The following is a 15,936-nucleotide window of genomic DNA, read 5'->3' as shown; positions in this document are numbered from 1 at the left end:
TGGGGCGGCAGGGAGTCCGCGCGAACGGCACGGCCGGAGCCGACGCCGTCGGCGACCGTGGAACGAAGGGACGAGGCGCACACGGCGTCCCGCGGTGCTGAACTGCTGTGCTGCGTGCGGCACTTACGGTAGGGGCGACCCGGCGGCCCCTCAACGAGGGATGCCCCTCGCCCGGTTGCGCAGGGAAAACCCTCGGTCACGCACAGGCACCGGAACTGGCCGGAACCCGCCCCCCCGGCGGGCCCGGCCGAGCGGGTCAGCCCGCGCGGCGCCCCGCGGCGAGGCGGACGATGTCGACCCGCGAGCGGATGCCCAGCTTGCGGTAGACCCGGGTGAGGGTCGCCTCCACGGTCTTGACGCTGATGAACAGGGTCGCGGCGATCTCCCGGTTGGTGGCCCCCTCCAGCACCAGGGAGGCGACCTGGCGCTCCATCGTGGCCAGCCCCTCCAGCTCCGGGGGAGCGGCCGCGGGCGCCTCCGCCGCGGGACCGACATGGTCGAGCCACGGCAGGGCCTTGGCCCGCCGGAAGAGGCGGGCCGCCTCCTCCAGCGCGGCCTGGGCGGCGGAACGGTTGCGGCGTTCGGCCTCGACATGGGCGACGGCGAGCACCGCCCGCGCCTCCTCCAAGGCGTAGCCCAGCCCGGCGAGCCGCTGCCGCGCCGCGGTGAGGACGGCCACCGCGCTCTCGGCGTTGCCGCGGGCGGCCAGCAGCATGCCCTCGGCGCGCTCCAGCACGGCCAGGACGCTGTGCCGCCGCAGCCGGACGGCGTGCGTGCGCGTCGCGTCGATGACCTCCCGTGCCTCGCCGAGCGCGCCGGTGAGGACGAGTGCCTCGGCCAGGTCGCCCTGCCAGCGGCCGCGCGCGGGCTCGGTCACGCCCATCTCGCGTTCCAGTTCCCGCACCCGGCGCAGCGCCTCCACCGCGCCCTGCGGGTCCGCGCCGACCAGCCGCGCGTGCCCGAGCGCGTACAGCGCCCGCGTCATGTACGGCATGTCGCTGTCGGCCTCGGCCCGCCGCACCGCGTCCCCGGCCAGCGACAGGGCGCGCTCCACCGTGCCGCCGCCCGCTTCGGCCAGGGCGGCGATCTGGAGCGCGAAGCCCTCGCCGATGCCGATGTCCTCGGCCAGCCGCAGGCTCTCCCTGGCCAGTTCGAGGGCCGTTCCGCAGCGGCCGGAGCGCAGTTCGATCTCGGCGAGGCTGCGCACCGCGTAGACCTCGGTCTCCACCGCGCCGCGCTGGCGCGCCTCGCCGACCAGCCAGGTCAGCGCGGTGCGGGCCTCGTCCAGCCGGTCGCTCATCAGCAGGTAGCGGGACCGGATGTAGACCGGGCCGTTGTGGTTCATGGCGACGTCGGGGTCCTGCGGTTCCGCGGAGGCCAGCGCCAGGGTGGCGGCGGCGTCCGGGTGGCCCATGGTCGTCTCGTTGAGCGCCTTGAAGGAGAGCGCGAGCAGTTCGGTGCGCCGGTCGCCCGCCTCCGCGGCGAGCGCCGCCGACCGGGCGGCCTCGGCGCGGGCCCGGATCATCTGGCCGTCCACCAGGGCCCGCCAGGCCAGCTGGTAGCGCACCAGGCCCTGCAGGCGCGGGTCGTCGCCGGCGTCCGCCAAGGCCTGCGGGTAGACGTCGTCGACCTCGGACAGGGCCTGGCCGACGGAGTCGATCACCACGATCCACGCCCGTACGCGGTCCGCCGGTTCCGTCGCCACCGCGAGCACTTCACGGGCGGTGGCGCGGGCGAGTTCGGGCTCCGCGGCGGTCAGCGCGTCCTCGGCGGCCCGCAGCCGCCGCTGGTCGGCGCTGGGGACCGCACCGGCCGGCGTGTGCCGGGCCGCCAGCAGGCCCAGTTGCGCGGCCATCGACGGTGCCCCGCGCAGCCGGGCCTCGTCCGCGGCCTCGGCGAGGCTCGCCGCGACGCGCCGGTCCTTGCCGGTCGTCGCCAGTGCCAGGTGCCGGGCGCGTTCGATCGGGTCGCCGGCCGCGGCGGCCAGCGCGGCGTGCGCGCTGCGCCGGTCCTCGGGGGTGGCCTCCGCGTACAGTGCCGCGGATATCAGCGGGTGGGCGAAGCGGATGAGCCCGCTGTGGTCGTGGTCCATCTCGACCAGGCCCAGCGAGGCCGCGACCGCGGTCTCGCTCTCGGCGTTGGCCCGCCCCGCGCTGCGCAGCGTCGCGAGGGTGGGGCGCGCCCCCGCGCTGGCGATCAGGAGCGTGCGCCGGGTCTCGGCGGACAGCATCTCCAGCCGGTTGAGCACGAGCGCGCGCAACGAGGTCGGCACCGGCAGCGGCTCGCCGGGCTGCGGCGGCGTCCGGCTCTCTGCCAGGGCGCGGCCCAGCTCCAGCGCGAACAGCGGATTGCCGCCGCTGGTGACGTGGATGTCCCGGACGACCGCGCGCGGCAGCCCGGTGTGCCCGCGCGCCTCCAGGAGTTCGGACACCTCGGGGCGGGACAGCGGCGTCACGCGCAGCGTCAGCGCGTCCTGGGGGAACGCCCACGCGTAGCGGTCCTGCTGGTCCTGCGGATCGGCGTCGGTGCGCACGGCGCCGAGCACCCGGATGGGCAGGCCCGCCACACGGCGGGCCGCGAAGGCCAGCAGTTCGGCACTGGCCGGGTCCATCCACTGCAGGTCGTCCACGACGATCAGCACCGGCCCCCGCGCGGCCAGCGCACGCAGCACCGACAGCACCGCCAGCCGCAGGGCCAGGCCGTCCCGTTGCAGCGAGGACTCACCGCGGCCGGTCAGCGCCGACTCCAGCGCCGCGCGCTGCGGGCCCGGCAGGCCCTCGGACACCTCGTCGGCGACGAGCCCCAGCAGGTCGACCAGGGCGAGGAAGGGGAGATGGGACTCCGATTCCGTGGCGGAACACCGCAGCACGGCCGCGGCGCCGTCGGCGCATTCGGCCGCGAGGGTCCGCAGGACGGTGGACTTCCCGATTCCGGCCGGGCCGTACAGCAGGAGGCTGCCCCCCTCGGTCACATGCCCGCGGGCGCGCGCGAGCACATCACCTCGCCCAATCACCTGGTCAGGTCGGGGTCGGGTCGGCACGTCGAAGGCCTGCTCCACGGTCGCCGCTCCCCTCAGTGTCGTGTTCGGGACAATGTTAAGCAAAGGGCCATTGAATCCCGACAGGTCTGTGGCTGGCAGAGTTTAGTGATTGTCCGCTATACGGAATATCCCTGTGGCGCCGGATTTATATCCGGTAATGAGAGGCCAAGTCGGGAAAAAACCGGGACCGCCTCCTTCCTGACACCCTTTCAGTATCCCCCGATGCCCGGCGGTGATCCCCGTTCCCCCTCCGCCGGCCGTCGCGCGCTCCCCCCGCTCCGCGGTCCGCGCACTGAGCCATACGGGCGGGCTTGACGCACAGCGACGTGTCGTGGCGTCCTCGCGGCGTCCGGTGGCCGATCGTCGCAGAGGGAATGGTGACGGAGCGTCAGCCCCGCCCATGCCGTGGCCGCCGCCACGCCTCCAGCGGCGGTCACGGCCCCGCCACCGCCCGGGGCTCCGTACCCCCAGGTCGGTGCATCGCACGGCGGAGAGTCGTCCCGTGGCCGGCGTGGTCGGGCTCCTTGGACCGAAGGCCGGAGGAGGCCGCCGACGCGCGGCCCGGCTAGGGCAGCAGACCCGCGCGGCGGGCCGCGACCACGGCCTCGAGGCGGGTGTGCGTGCCCAGCTTGCGCATGGCGGACCGCAGGTAGCTCTTGACGGTCTCCGGGCGCACCCCCAGCCGCTCGCCCGCCGCGGCGTTGGTGTCGCCGCCGGCCACGCAGGCGAGGACGTCGATCTCGCGGGCGGACAGCGGCACCGACCGGGCGCCGGCGTCGGGCGGGGCGGCCGAGGCCAGGGACGCGGCGGCCAGCCGGCCGCAGGCGGCGAGCAGTTCCTGGCGCAGCAGGGGATCGGTGACGCGCTGGGCGAGGGCCCGCAGTTCCCCATGGGCCTCGCGGACCTCCTCCCACGCCGCCGGGTCGCCCGCCGTCGGCTGGCGGCACGTGGAGAGCAGGCGGTCCGCCTCGTCCCGCAGCACGAGCCGGTGCTCCAGTTCACGGGCCGCCTCGACGGCGGCGCTCACCGGCCGGTCGCCGAGCGCGGTCGGGTGGCGCAGCGCGCCGTACAGGACGCCGCGCACCCGGCGGCGCACGACCACCGGCACCGCGAGCACCGAGCGCAGCCCCTCGGCGGCCACGGCGCCGTCGTACTCGTGGCTGATCACCCGCGAGGCGCCGTAGTCGGTGACGGCCAGCGGCCGGCCGAGCGCGATGGTCTTGCCGCCCAGGCCGTTGCCGAGGGTGACGGCAAGCCCCTGCAAGGAACGGGTGGTGGTGCCGGACAGCTCGGATATCCGCAGCTCACGCGGGTCGGGGAGGAGTCCGCCGAAGGCGACGGGAAGCCCGCTGGCGCGCCGCATCCGCAGCAGCGCCGCCCGCAGTTCGGCCGCCTCGCCCGTTCCCGTCCCGCTACCCGGCATCTCCCCGCGCTCCTTCACCCCCGATCGGGGGTAGTGAGAGCTCTGTCGCTCACCACAGGATGCTACTGAGGGGGCAGGCAATAAGGAGGACACATGGCGGCAACCAGCCGGACAGACGAGTTCCGGTCGGCCCGGGACTTCCTGCTGCGCCACCGGGAGGACTGGAAGACGGCGTACGAGGGCTTCCGCTGGCCGCGGCCCGAGCACTTCAACTGGGCGCTCGAATGGTTCGACGTGATCGCCGAGGGCAACGACCGCCCGGCCCTGCACATCGTCGAGGAGGACGGCACCGAGACCGTCGTGTCGTTCGCCGCCATGTCCGAGCGCTCGAACCGCGTGGCCGTGCGGCTGCGCGAGTGGGGTGTGCGGGCCGGCGACCGGATCGTCGTCATGCTCGGCAACCAAGCCGAGTTGTGGGAGACCGCGCTGGCCGCCATGAAACTGCGCGCCGTGGTCATCCCCGCCACCCCCCTGCTCGGGCCGGCCGACCTGACCGACCGGGTGGAGCGCGGACAGGCCCGCCATGTGATCGTCCGCTCCGCGGACACCGCCAAGTTCGACACGGTCCCGGGGGACTACACCCGGATCGCCGTCGGCGGCGCGCCCGAGGGCTGGCTGGCGTACGAGGACACCGCGGACGCCCCGGCGGACTTCACGCCGGACGGCGAGACCCGCGCCGACGACCCGCTGATGCTCTACTTCACCTCCGGTACCACCGCCCGCCCCAAGCTCGTCGAGCACACCCACGTGTCGTACCCCGTGGGCCACCTCGCCACCATGTACTGGATCGGCCTGCGCCCCGGCGACGTCCACCTCAACATCTCCTCGCCGGGCTGGGCCAAGCACGCCTGGTCCAACCTGTTCGCGCCGTGGAGCGCCGAGGCGACCGTCTTCATCCACAACTACGCCCGCTTCGACGCGGGCCGCCTCATGGCCGAGATGGACCGGGCCGGCGTCACCAGCTTCTGCGCCCCGCCGACCGTCTGGCGCATGCTGATCCAGGCCGACCTGACCGCGCTGCGCACCCCGCCGCGCGAGGTCGTCGCCGCGGGCGAGCCGCTGAACCCCGAGGTCATTGAGCACGTGCGGCGCGCCTGGGGGCTCACCATCCGGGACGGCTTCGGCCAGACCGAGACCGCCGTGCAGGTCGCCAACCCGCCCGGCCAGCCGCTCAAGCCGGGCTCGATGGGCCGCCCGAGTCCGGGGTACGTGGTGGAGCTGGTGGACCCCGTCACCGGCAAGCCCGGCGACGAGGGCGAGATCTGCCTCGACCTGTCCGCGCGCCCGGTCGGCCTGATGACCGGCTACGCCGGGGACCCGGAGCGGACCGCCGAGGCGATGGCCGGCGGCTACTACCGCACCGGCGACATCGGCTCGCGCGACGCCGACGGCTACATCACCTACGTGGGCCGCTCGGACGACGTCTTCAAGGCCTCCGACTACAAGATCTCCCCGTTCGAGCTGGAGAGCGCCCTGCTGGAGCACGACGCCGTCGCCGAGGCGGCCGTCGTCCCCTCGCCCGATCCGCTGCGGCTGGCCGTGCCGAAGGCGTACGTCGTGCTCGCCGAGGGCTGGGAGCCGGACGCGGGGACCGCGGCCGCGCTCTTCGCGCACTCGCGGCAGGTGCTCGCCCCGTACAAGAGGGTGCGCGTGCTGGAGTTCGCCGACCTGCCCAAGACCGTCTCCGGCAAGATCCGCCGCATCGAGCTGCGGCAGCGCACCGCCGAGGGAAGCACCGGCACCGAGTACCGCGAGGAGGACCACAAGTGACCGCACCCGGCAGACCGTCGCAAGGCCAGGAGCCCGCGGAACCCTCGTACGCCTCCGGCACCGGCACCACCGCGCTGCTCGGCGACACCATCGGCCGCAACCTCGCCCGCGCCGTGGCCGCCTGGCCGGACCGCGAGGCACTGGTCGACGTGGCCGGCGGCCGCCGCTGGACGTACACGCAGTTCTCCGACGCCGTGGACGACGTGGCGCGCGGCCTGCTCGCCAAGGGCGTCGGCAAGGGCGACCGGGTCGGGATCTGGGCGGTCAACTGCCCGGAGTGGGTGCTCGTCCAGTACGCCACGGCCCGCATCGGCGCGATCATGGTGAACATCAACCCCGCGTACCGGGTGCACGAACTGGCCTACGTCCTCAACCAGGCCGGCATCGAGGTCCTGGTCTCCTCGACCGCGTACAAGGACAGCGACTACCGGGCGATGGTCGACCAGGTCCGCCCTCAGTGCCGGTCGCTGAGCGAGGTCGTGTACATCGGCGGCCCCGGCTGGGACGCGCTCGTTGCGGCAGGCGCCCATGTGCCGTACGGGCAACTGGCGGAGCGCGAGGCCGAGTTGTCCTGCGACGACCCGGTCAACATCCAGTACACCTCCGGCACGACCGGCTTCCCCAAGGGCGCGACGCTCTCGCACCACAACATCCTCAACAACGGCTTCTTCGTGGGGGAGTCGATCGCGTACACCGAACAGGACCGGGTCTGCCTGCCGGTGCCGTTCTACCACTGCTTCGGCATGGTGATGGGAAACCTCGGCGTCACCTCGCACGGCGCCTGCATCGTGATACCGGCGCCCACCTTCGACCCCGCGGCCACGCTGCGGGCGGTGGAACAGGAGCGCTGCACCTCGCTCTACGGGGTGCCGACGATGTTCATCGCCGAGCTCAACCTGCCCGGCTTCGCCGACTACGACCTGTCCTCGCTGCGCACCGGCATCATGGCCGGCTCGCCCTGCCCGGTGGAGGTCATGAAGCGGGTCGTCGCCGAGATGCACATGGCCGAGGTCTCCATCTGCTACGGGATGACCGAGACCTCGCCGGTCTCCTGCCAGACCCGGCGCGACGACGACCTGGAACGCCGTACCGGCACCGTCGGCAGGGTCCTGCCGCACATCGAGGTCAAGGTCGTCGACGCCGCCGGTGTGACCGTCCCGCGCGGTGCGGCGGGCGAACTGTGCACCCGCGGCTACTCGGTGATGCTCGGCTACTGGGACGAGCCGGAGAAGACCGCCGAGGCGATCGACGCGAGCCGCTGGATGCACACCGGCGACCTGGCGGTCATGCGCGAGGACGGCTACCTGCAGATCGTCGGCCGCATCAAGGACATGATCATCCGCGGCGGGGAGAACGTCTACCCGCGGGAGATCGAGGAGTTCCTGTACGGGCACCCCAGCATCGCCGACGTCCAGGTGGTCGGCGTCCCCGACGAGCGCTACGGCGAGGAGATCCTCGCCTGCGTCATCCTCAAGGACCCGGCCGCGACGCTCACCGTCCAGGACCTCGCCGACTACTGCCGCGGCCGGCTGGCGCACTACAAGGTGCCCCGCCACCTGCGGCTCATGGAGTCCTTCCCGATGACGGTGAGCGGCAAGGTGCGCAAGATCGAACTGCGGGAGTCCTTCAGCCCGCGGTGACGGCTTCGGCGGCCGCCGCGATCCGCAGGGCCACCTCGTGCGGTGGCACGCCGGTGGTGTCCAGCACGGTGCCCGCCTCGCGCAGCCACGGCAGGGCCGCCTCGTACGCCGCGAGGTGGTCCAGCCGCCACTGCCGTGCGCCGGTCTCGACGGTGTCCTCCTCGATGCGCCGCGCCAGGGTGGCGCTGTCGGTGTGCAGCACGAAGTGCCGTACGGGCAGGCCGTGCCGGGCCAGGCCGTCGCGGAGCTCTGCCCAGTAGGCCGCCACGAGCACGGTCTGCGGCACGATCAGCGGACCGCCGAGGAAGCGCCGCACCTGCGCGATCGACTCCACGGCCAGCGCGCGCCACGGCGGCCACTCCTGGAAGTCGCGCACGGGCGCGGCCTGCGCCAGTACGTGCCGGAGCATGAAGCCGACGTGCTCGGTGTCGAAGACGTGCGCCCCCGGCAGCATGCGGCCCAACTCCGCGGCGGTGGTGGTCTTGCCGGCGCCGAAGGTCCCGTTCAGCCAGATGATCCCGTCCACCGGGACATCATGTCAGGGCCCGCGGGCGCCACCTCGTGCGTCAGCAGCTGCCGAGGACGCGACGACGTCGTACGTGTCCGGCTCGCCGGGCCAGGCGCCCGCGTCGACCGTGAGCGTCCACCCCCGCTTGGCGAAGGTGACGGACGCGACCGCGGCGTCACCTGCCGTCGCCCACAGCGCGGCGGCCGCGATCGCGACGACCGCCGCCCGTCTCGTCCCGCGCACGTGTGGCCTCCGGAGTGCCTCAGACGCTGGTGTCGTCCGGGACGGAGCCGCCTGCGTTCGGGCCCAGGCACAGGACGTACCGGGTGGACCCGTGCTGCTCGGCGTAGGCGGCCACGCTGCTGGGGTACTCGACGAGGCAGCGGCTGGTGCTGTCGGAGTCGTCGATACGGCCGACGACCTTGTATCGGGCGTCGGGGGAAGCGCAGTCGACGACCGAGACATCGGGGTAGAACCCGTCGCCGCTGCTGCGCACGCAGTCGCCGACGGATGCGAACTCGGGGTCGTCGTGGAGGAGGAACCAGAGTCCCCCGACGATCGCGACCGGCAGCAGCAGGCCGAGGGCGACCGGACGCAGGAAGAGGGGCCTGCCGGGGTCGGCGGGCCTGCGCGGGGCGCCGGCGACGGGTTCGCCGAGCCGCTTGACCTTCACCCACTGCCTGAGGTTGAGCAGCATGACGATGGGGTTGATGATCATCGACGGCGCGCCCCACCAGCCCTGCACCAGGCTGTCGCCGGTCATCTTGCGGTGCGCGGCGAGGCCGCAGGACCGGCAGAAAAAGCCCTTGAGCCGCAGTCGCCGCATGAGGACGACCATGCCCTGGTGTCCGCGGAAGGTGGCGGCCGCCGCGGGCACCGAGCCGCAGAAGCTGCACGAGGGGCCGTACCCCGGTATGTCCATGCTCATCGACTGCTGCGGCAGGAAGGGCCACTGCGGCGGGTAGAGCGACGGGGGCCGCTGCGCGGCGGGCTGCGGCTGGACCTGCGGCTCGGCCTGCGGCGCGGGCTGTGGCGCGGGAGCAGGCGGCGTCGGTGCGGTCACGGAGGTCCCCCCCGGGATCTGTGGTGCTGAGGTGCGGTGCTGATGCGCAGATGGAGCCCCCGCACCCTACTGGTCCGTACATGTGTTCCACCACGAGTTTCGGCAGCATCCGCACGCCCTCTTCTTGACCGGTGCGCGCGGCACGCCCTATGTTCGATGCAGTTCCACATAACAAAAATAAATTTCCGCATGGCGGAAAAACGGACCTCAGCGTGACTGGGACGCGACACCTGGACCGCCGGACGACGCAGGAGTGAGCGAATGCCTCGAATGACCGCCGCCCGAGCGGCAGTGGAGATCCTCAAGCGGGAGGGCGTCGACACCGCGTTCGGCGTGCCCGGTGCCGCGATCAACCCCTTCTACGCGGCCCTCAAGGCCTCCGGCGGCATCACCCACACGCTCGCCCGCCACGTCGAGGGGGCCTCCCACATGGCGGAGGGCTACACGCGCACCGCCCCGGGGAACATCGGCGTGTGCATCGGCACCTCGGGTCCGGCGGGCACCGACATGATCACCGGCCTCTACTCGGCCATCGGCGACTCGATCCCGATCCTGTGCATCACCGGGCAGGCGCCCACCGCGGTGATCCACAAGGAGGACTTCCAGGCCGTCGACATCGCCTCCATCGCCGCGCCCGTCACCAAGGCCGCGACCACCGTGCTGGAGGCCGCGCAGGTCCCCGGTGTCTTCCAGAAGGCCTTCCACCTCATGCGGTCCGGCCGGCCGGGCCCGGTCCTGATCGACCTGCCGGTGGACGTCCAGCTCACCGAGATCGAGTTCGACCCCGAGACGTACGAGCCGCTGCCGGTCTGGAAGCCCGCCGCCACCCGGCGGCAGATCGAGAAGGCGCTGGCCATGCTGAACGCGGCCGAGCGCCCGCTGATCGTCGCGGGCGGAGGGGTCATCAACGCCGACGCCTCCGCCCTGCTGGTGGAGTTCGCCGAACTGACCGGCACACCGGTCGTGCCGACCCTGATGGGCTGGGGCGCCATCGCGGACGACCACCCGCTGAACGCGGGCATGGTGGGCCTGCAGACCTCGCACCGCTACGGCAACGCGACGTTCCTGGAGTCCGACTTCGTGCTCGGCATCGGCAACCGCTGGGCCAACCGCCACACCGGCCGCATCGACATCTACACCGCGGGCCGCACCTTCGTGCACGTCGACATCGAGCCCACCCAGATCGGCAAGATCTTCGCCCCCGACTACGGCATCACCTCCGACGCCGGGGCCGCGCTCGCGCTCTTCGTCGAGGTCGCCCGCGAGCTGAAGGAGGCGGGGCGGCTGCCGGACCGCGGCGCCTGGGCGGAATCCGCGCGCGAGCGCAAGGCCACGCTGCACCGCCGCACCCACTTCGACGACGTCCCGATGAAGCCGCAGCGGGTGTACGAGGAGATGAACAAGGCCTTCGGCCCGGAGACCCGGTACGTCTCCACCATCGGGCTCTCCCAGATCGCCGGCGCCCAGATGCTGCACGTCTACCGGCCGCGGCACTGGATCAACTGCGGCCAGGCCGGCCCGCTCGGCTGGACCGTCCCCGCGGCGCTCGGCGTGGCCAAGGCCGACCCGGAGGCGTCCGTGGTCGCGCTGTCCGGCGACTACGACTTCCAGTTCATGATCGAGGAACTCGCGGTCGGCGCGCAGCACCGCATCCCGTACGTGCACGTCCTGGTCAACAACGCCTACCTGGGCCTGATCCGCCAGGCGCAGCGCGCCTTCGACATCGACTTCGAGGTCAACCTGGAGTTCGAGAACGTCAACTCGCCCGAACTGGGCGTCTACGGCGTCGACCATGTCAAGGTCGCCGAGGGCCTGGGCTGCAAGGCCCTGCGGGTCACCGACCCGGCGGAGTTGGGCGCCGCCTTCGAACTGGCGAAGAAGCTCGCCGCCGAGCACCGGGTGCCGGTGGTGGTCGAGGCGATCCTGGAGCGCGTCACCAACATCGCGATGAGCGTCACCAACGACATCGGCAACGTGGTGGAGTTCGAGGAACTGGCCACCGAGCCCGGCCACGCGCCCACCGAGATCCTGCCGCTCGCCGGCGCCTGACCCGTCCGCCGCCGCATGGCTCCGGCCGCCGCGTCCCCGCCTCGGCGGGCGCGGCGGCCGGCGTCACTCCGCGCGGGCGGGGGGCCCGCTCAGAGCGGGCCGAAGAGCCAGTTGCCGGGGGCCGCGGGATCGGTGCCGGTGTAGTACGCCCGGATCGCCGTCACGAGCTCGGCGGTGCTCACCAGGCCGTCGCCGTCGGTGTCGAGGCGGTCGAAGGCGGTGACGACCGCGGAGGCCGGGGTGCTGAAGGCGCGTTGCAGGATCTCGAACTCGCCCCGCCGGACCCGCCCGTCGCCGTCGGTGTCGCAGAGGTGGACGACCGCCTCGGCGGCGGGATGGAAGACGGGGTCGAAGGCCGGGCCCTCGATGAAGGCCCGGGTCATGCCGTGGCGGTACTCGGCGGAGGACAGCCGCCCGTCGCGGTCGCCGTCGGCGTAGGCCGCGAGCTCCGCCCAGACGGCGTCGAGGCGCACCACGACCGGCCTGCCCTTGGGCGAGGTGGGGGACTGGCCGAAGCCGTGAATCAGCCGCGCGCCGACGTCCTGCAAGTCGGCGCGCTCGGCATACCCGTTGCCGTCCGTGTCCAGGCGGCGGAAGGATATGTCGAGCTTGCGCTTCAAGAGGGCGGTAGACATCGCTGCGTCCTGACGTAGTCCTGGGGTCTCCTGGAGTCGGGAGAGGGGAACTTCTCGATGTTCCCCCGGGAGCGCCGCTCGCGCGACCCGAGTGGCCACACAGGGTGAGGCCGGGGGCAGAGCGGGCGGGGTGCGCCGTGCGCCGTCCTCAGGGCCGCGCGCGGGGGCCGGTGCGGATGAGGGCGTCCGCTGCGTCGTTCACCGGCTGCGGGGTGCCGGTGAGGTCCATGACGAAGAGCGGCACACCGAGCTGGTCGGCGCGCAGCCGGGCGTCGTGCGCGTAGCCGGCCAGTGAGAAGAAGGCGCCGGAGGCGTCCTCGTTGAGGCAGTTCAGCCAGAGGGTCTCCACGTCCCGCAGCACGCTCGGCCGGGTCGTCGGGTCCACCTGGGCGACGACCCCGTCGCCGCGCAGGTCGATGCCGTTGGCGGCGTGCTCCGAGGCGATCCGCACCCCGCCGAAGCCGAGCCACTTCAGGTACTGCGCGGCGGCGGTCAGCGCGTCCCGCGCGGTGCGGATGGTCACCGGCCGGAACGGGGCCCGGTGCCCCGGCGCCGTCGGCGCCGCACCGGCGGGGTGCTCGACGGCGGCGGGCCGGGCCGGCGGCGTGCGCAGCGCCCGCGTGTCCACCGGCAGCCGGACCACCGCCCCGCACTCGCAGCCGAGTTCGGGCTGCGGCCACTGGTCCTCGCGGTGGCAGTCGGGGCAGCGCATGCCCACCCAGGAGTCGGACCAGGAGCGGTGGCGGATCAGCAGCGGGATGCCGCCGCGCAGCAGCGGCAGCGTGAGGGGCGTGCCACAGGCACAGGGGAACACGGGGGCGGTGTACGTGTGCTCCCGGCGGCAGGCCGGGCAGCGCACGGGCACACTCTCGGCCATGGTTCGGGACTCCAGGGCGGGTGCTTACCGGGCGGCGGACGTACCCTCCATGTTCTCCTACGGGACGCCGCTCCCGCAGCTCTCCTGCGCTCCCGCGCGCGCCGGTTGACCCGCGCACAGGTGTCCGCGCCGCCAGGACCAACCCCTCAGAAGTTCATGGCGGCGCGGACGGTCGTGATCCTCCCGGGCCGGGGGAGGGGTTCCGGGCGGCGGCGTCCGTCGGGCGCGACAGGACAGAAACGGACGCCACCGCCCGGAAGCGGGGGTCAGCCGGTGACCGGCAGACCGGACAGGCGCTCCACCCCGCGCAGCAGGGCGGAGTGGTCGAGGCCGCCGTCGCCCTGGGCGCGCAGCGCGGCCACGAGACCGGCGACGACGGAGCCGACGGGCAGGGCGGCGCCGACCGCGCGGGCGGCATCGGTGACGATGCCCATGTCCTTGTGGTGGAGGTCGATGCGGAAGCCGGGGGCGAACTCGCGGTGCAGGAAGTTCTGCTTCTTGCGGTTCAGCACGGTGGAACCGGCCAGGCCGCCGCCGAGCACTTCCAGGGCCGTGCCCAGGTCGACGCCCGACTTCTCCAGGAAGACCACGGCCTCGGCGCAGGCCTGGATGTTGACGGCGACGATCAGCTGGTTGGCCGCCTTCACCGTCTGGCCGGCGCCGTGCGGGCCGCACAGCACGACCGTCCTGCCGAGGGCGTCGAACAGGGGGCGCGCCTCGTCGAAGTCGGCCTGAGCGCCGCCCACCATGATGGACAGCACCGCCTCGATCGCGCCTGCCTCGCCGCCGGAGACCGGGGCGTCCAGGACGCGGATGCCCTTGGCCGCCGCGGCGTTGGCCAGGTCGACGGAGGTCTGCGGCGTGATCGACGACATGTCGACCAGCAGGGCGCCCGACTTCGCGTGCGCGAGGATGCCGTCCTCGCCGTACGCGATTGCCTCGACCTGCGGGGAGGCCGGGACCATCGTGACGATGACGTCGGCGTCCCCGACGGCCTCGGCGATCGAGCCCGCGGCGGTGCCGCCGGCGGCCGCGAGGCGGTCGAGCTTGTCCTGCTCGAGGGTGTAACCGGTGACGGAGTAACCGGCCTTGAGCAGGTTCTCCGCCATCGGGGAGCCCATGATGCCGAGGCCGATCCAGGCCACCTGGGGGAGGCCGGTAGGGGAGGAGGAGGCGGCCTGGGGCGTGGTGGTCATGGTGTCCTCTCGGGTTGCTGGGCGGCGTCGGCGAGCCAGCCGAAGGAGGCGGCGCTCCCCTCCGGTCCCGGCTTGTACTCCAGGCCGATCCAGCCGTCGTAGCCCGCCGTGCGCAGGCGGTCGACGAGGCCGGCCAGGGGCAGCGAGCCCGTTCCGGGGGCGCCGCGGCCGGGGTTGTCGGCGATCTGGACGTGGCCGGTGCGGTCGGCGTAGGCGTCGATCACGGCCGGCAGGTCCTCGCCGTTCATCGACAGGTGGTAGAGGTCGAGCAGGAATTGGGCGTTGCCGAGGCCGGTCTCCGCGTTGACCTTGTCGACGACCTCGACGGCAGCGGGCGCGCTGACCAGCGGATAGCGCGGCGACTCCGGGGCGTTGAGGGCCTCGACGAGCAGGGTGGCGCCGACCCGGTGGGCGGCGTGCGCGGCCCGCACCAGGTTCTCCAGGGCGAGTTCGTCCTGCGCCTCGGCGCCGGCGCCGTCGACCCGGTTGCCGTAGAGGGCGTTGAGGGCCGTGCAGCCGACCGAGCGCGCGAAGTCGGCGGCGATGTCGATGTTGGCGCGGAAGCGCGCGGACTCCTCGCCGGGCACGGACAGCGCGCCGCGGTCGGGCCCGGGCAGCTGCCCCGCGTAGAAGTTCAGCCCCACGAGCCGGGTGCCCGCGTGCTCCAGGGCGGAGCGCAGTTCGTCGAGGCGTGCCTTCGGCGGGGTGGGTGCGTCCGGCCACGGCCACCACAGCTCCACGGCCTCGAAGCCCGCGGCCGCGGCGGCGGCCGGGCGCTCCAGGAGCGGGAGTTCGGTGAAGAGGATCGAGAGGTTCACATCGCAGCGCGTGGAGTCGAAGCCCATCCCGTGCGCCCCTTCCGTCCGGTGTTCCGTCCGGTGCGTCGTCATCCCTGACTTCCGCGATACGGAATCTGTTTTCTACTTAACGGAAGACTGGATCACCTGGCCGGGGACTGTCAAGAGGGATGTCCCCGAAAGCCGCTGACCGGCTAGGTTGAAGAGGTGCGTCTGAGACTGGAATTCACCACCGAGCCCTTCGACCTCGACGTGCTGCCGGAGCACGCCGCGGTGGCCCGGGACGTCATCGGCTCGGCCGCACTGGAGAAGGTCGACGTCGGGCCGTTCGGCAACACGGCCGAGGGCAGCGCCGACCAGGTGGTCGACGCCGTCGGCGATCTGCTGCGGCGCACCCTGGACGCGGGGGCCACCCGGGTGTCGCTGCAGATCAGCGTCATCGGTCATGGGGCGGCGGATCGATGACCGCGCCCGGCGGGCAACCGCACCCGTTCAGCGCGGCCATCACGCCGCTCGTCGCCGCGATGGGCGCGCGGATGCTGCCGCCCGGCGAGGCGCGCGGCGACGACGTCGTGCTGAGCTGGGAGGGTGAGGCGGTCGTCGCCGTACGCCTGCCGCACCTGGCCGACTCCCTCGACCACCTCCTGGCGGACCTGGAGCGCCGGCACGGCAGGGCGCTGGCCGAACTCGGCCGCAAGGAGAAGCAGACGGTCGTGCGCATCCTGGAGGAACGCGGCGCGTTCTCCGTGCGGCACGGGGTGGAGACCGTCGCCTCGGCCCTCGGGGTGAGCCGCTTCACCGTCTACAACTACCTGAACCGGGAGAACGCGGCGAAGGAGCGCGAGTAGCCGCGGTCCGCAGTCCGCAGTCCGTCGCCCGTCCGGCCGTGTCGCGGCCGCCACGGGGCAGGGCTCTTTTCAACAAAGTGTTGACGTCGG

At 73.1% G+C, this 15,936-nt stretch carries 14 protein-coding genes; 5 read left to right on the top strand and 9 right to left on the bottom strand.

Translation table 11 applies throughout. From position 1 onward, the window contains the following. Positions 1 to 256: 256 nt before the first annotated feature. Positions 257 to 3,058, bottom strand: a complete 2,802-nt coding sequence (locus ABZ883_RS23505; RefSeq protein ID WP_360909071.1) for an AAA family ATPase — start codon at positions 3,056 to 3,058, stop codon at positions 257 to 259. Between the two features lie 547 nt (positions 3,059 to 3,605). Continuing rightward, positions 3,606 to 4,463: a LuxR C-terminal-related transcriptional regulator gene (locus ABZ883_RS23500; protein ID WP_360909069.1), complete on the bottom strand. Its 858-nt coding sequence runs from the start codon at positions 4,461 to 4,463 to the stop codon at positions 3,606 to 3,608. Between the two features lie 93 nt (positions 4,464 to 4,556). On the opposite strand from ABZ883_RS23500, the gene ABZ883_RS23495 reads away from it, so the two are divergent. Continuing rightward, complete coding sequence (locus ABZ883_RS23495; protein ID WP_360909066.1) at positions 4,557 to 6,233, top strand: AMP-binding protein; 1,677 nt, start codon at positions 4,557 to 4,559, stop codon at positions 6,231 to 6,233. Beyond that, the gene (locus ABZ883_RS23490) at positions 6,230 to 7,873 is read left to right on the top strand and encodes an AMP-binding protein (RefSeq protein ID WP_360909064.1); all 1,644 of its coding nucleotides are present in this window, start codon (positions 6,230 to 6,232) and stop codon (positions 7,871 to 7,873) included. The genes ABZ883_RS23495 and ABZ883_RS23490 overlap by 4 nt, the downstream gene beginning before the upstream one ends. On the opposite strand, the gene ABZ883_RS23485 is transcribed toward ABZ883_RS23490, so the two are convergent. Genes ABZ883_RS23485 through ABZ883_RS23475 form a run of 3 tightly spaced genes read right to left on the bottom strand, consistent with a single transcriptional unit; the run spans position 7,860 to position 9,444 of the window. Beyond that, on the bottom strand, positions 7,860 to 8,399 hold the full coding sequence (locus ABZ883_RS23485) for an AAA family ATPase (RefSeq protein WP_360909062.1): 540 nt from the start codon (positions 8,397 to 8,399) through the stop codon (positions 7,860 to 7,862). The two genes, ABZ883_RS23490 and ABZ883_RS23485, sit on opposite strands and share 14 nt — an antisense overlap. A gap of 12 nt (positions 8,400 to 8,411) precedes the next feature. After that, entirely contained in the window at positions 8,412 to 8,624 is a 213-nt protein-coding gene (locus tag ABZ883_RS23480) for a hypothetical protein (RefSeq protein ID WP_360909060.1), read from the bottom strand. A gap of 19 nt (positions 8,625 to 8,643) precedes the next feature. Continuing rightward, positions 8,644 to 9,444 carry a hypothetical protein gene (locus ABZ883_RS23475; RefSeq protein WP_360909058.1) on the bottom strand — a complete coding sequence of 267 codons (801 nt, stop codon included), beginning with the start codon at positions 9,442 to 9,444 and terminating at the stop codon, positions 8,644 to 8,646. 261 nt (positions 9,445 to 9,705) lie between these two features. On the opposite strand from ABZ883_RS23475, the gene gcl reads away from it, so the two are divergent. Continuing rightward, entirely contained in the window at positions 9,706 to 11,493 is a 1,788-nt protein-coding gene (gcl, locus tag ABZ883_RS23470; RefSeq protein WP_360909056.1) for a glyoxylate carboligase, read from the top strand. Positions 11,494 to 11,582: 89 nt separating this feature from the next. Here the strand turns inward: gcl and ABZ883_RS23465 are convergent, their stop codons facing one another. From ABZ883_RS23465 to ABZ883_RS23450, 4 genes are all read right to left on the bottom strand, one after another. After that, positions 11,583 to 12,128: a hypothetical protein gene (locus ABZ883_RS23465; RefSeq protein WP_360909054.1), complete on the bottom strand. Its 546-nt coding sequence runs from the start codon at positions 12,126 to 12,128 to the stop codon at positions 11,583 to 11,585. A 148-nt stretch (positions 12,129 to 12,276) separates the two neighbouring features. Further along, entirely contained in the window at positions 12,277 to 13,005 is a 729-nt protein-coding gene (locus tag ABZ883_RS23460; protein WP_360909052.1) for a hypothetical protein, read from the bottom strand. A 266-nt stretch (positions 13,006 to 13,271) separates the two neighbouring features. Next, positions 13,272 to 14,201: a 2-hydroxy-3-oxopropionate reductase gene (locus ABZ883_RS23455; RefSeq protein ID WP_360909050.1), complete on the bottom strand. Its 930-nt coding sequence runs from the start codon at positions 14,199 to 14,201 to the stop codon at positions 13,272 to 13,274. Further along, entirely contained in the window at positions 14,198 to 15,046 is an 849-nt protein-coding gene (locus ABZ883_RS23450; RefSeq protein ID WP_360909048.1) for a TIM barrel protein, read from the bottom strand. Before ABZ883_RS23450 ends, ABZ883_RS23455 begins: the two co-directional genes overlap by 4 nt. A 159-nt stretch (positions 15,047 to 15,205) precedes the next feature. On the opposite strand from ABZ883_RS23450, the gene ABZ883_RS23445 reads away from it, so the two are divergent. Together ABZ883_RS23445 and ABZ883_RS23440 are read left to right on the top strand one after the other, a co-directional pair. After that, positions 15,206 to 15,463: a hypothetical protein gene (locus tag ABZ883_RS23445; RefSeq protein ID WP_360909046.1), complete on the top strand. Its 258-nt coding sequence runs from the start codon at positions 15,206 to 15,208 to the stop codon at positions 15,461 to 15,463. Beyond that, the gene (locus tag ABZ883_RS23440) at positions 15,460 to 15,846 is read left to right on the top strand and encodes a helix-turn-helix domain-containing protein (RefSeq protein ID WP_360909044.1); all 387 of its coding nucleotides are present in this window, start codon (positions 15,460 to 15,462) and stop codon (positions 15,844 to 15,846) included. The genes ABZ883_RS23445 and ABZ883_RS23440 overlap by 4 nt, the downstream gene beginning before the upstream one ends. The last annotated feature ends 90 nt before the right edge of the window (positions 15,847 to 15,936 follow it).

This window comes from Streptomyces sp. NPDC046977, assembly GCF_040644455.1.
Classification (GTDB): Bacteria; Actinomycetota; Actinomycetes; order Streptomycetales; family Streptomycetaceae; genus Actinacidiphila.
This window is presented reverse-complemented; position numbering and strand designations above follow the sequence as displayed.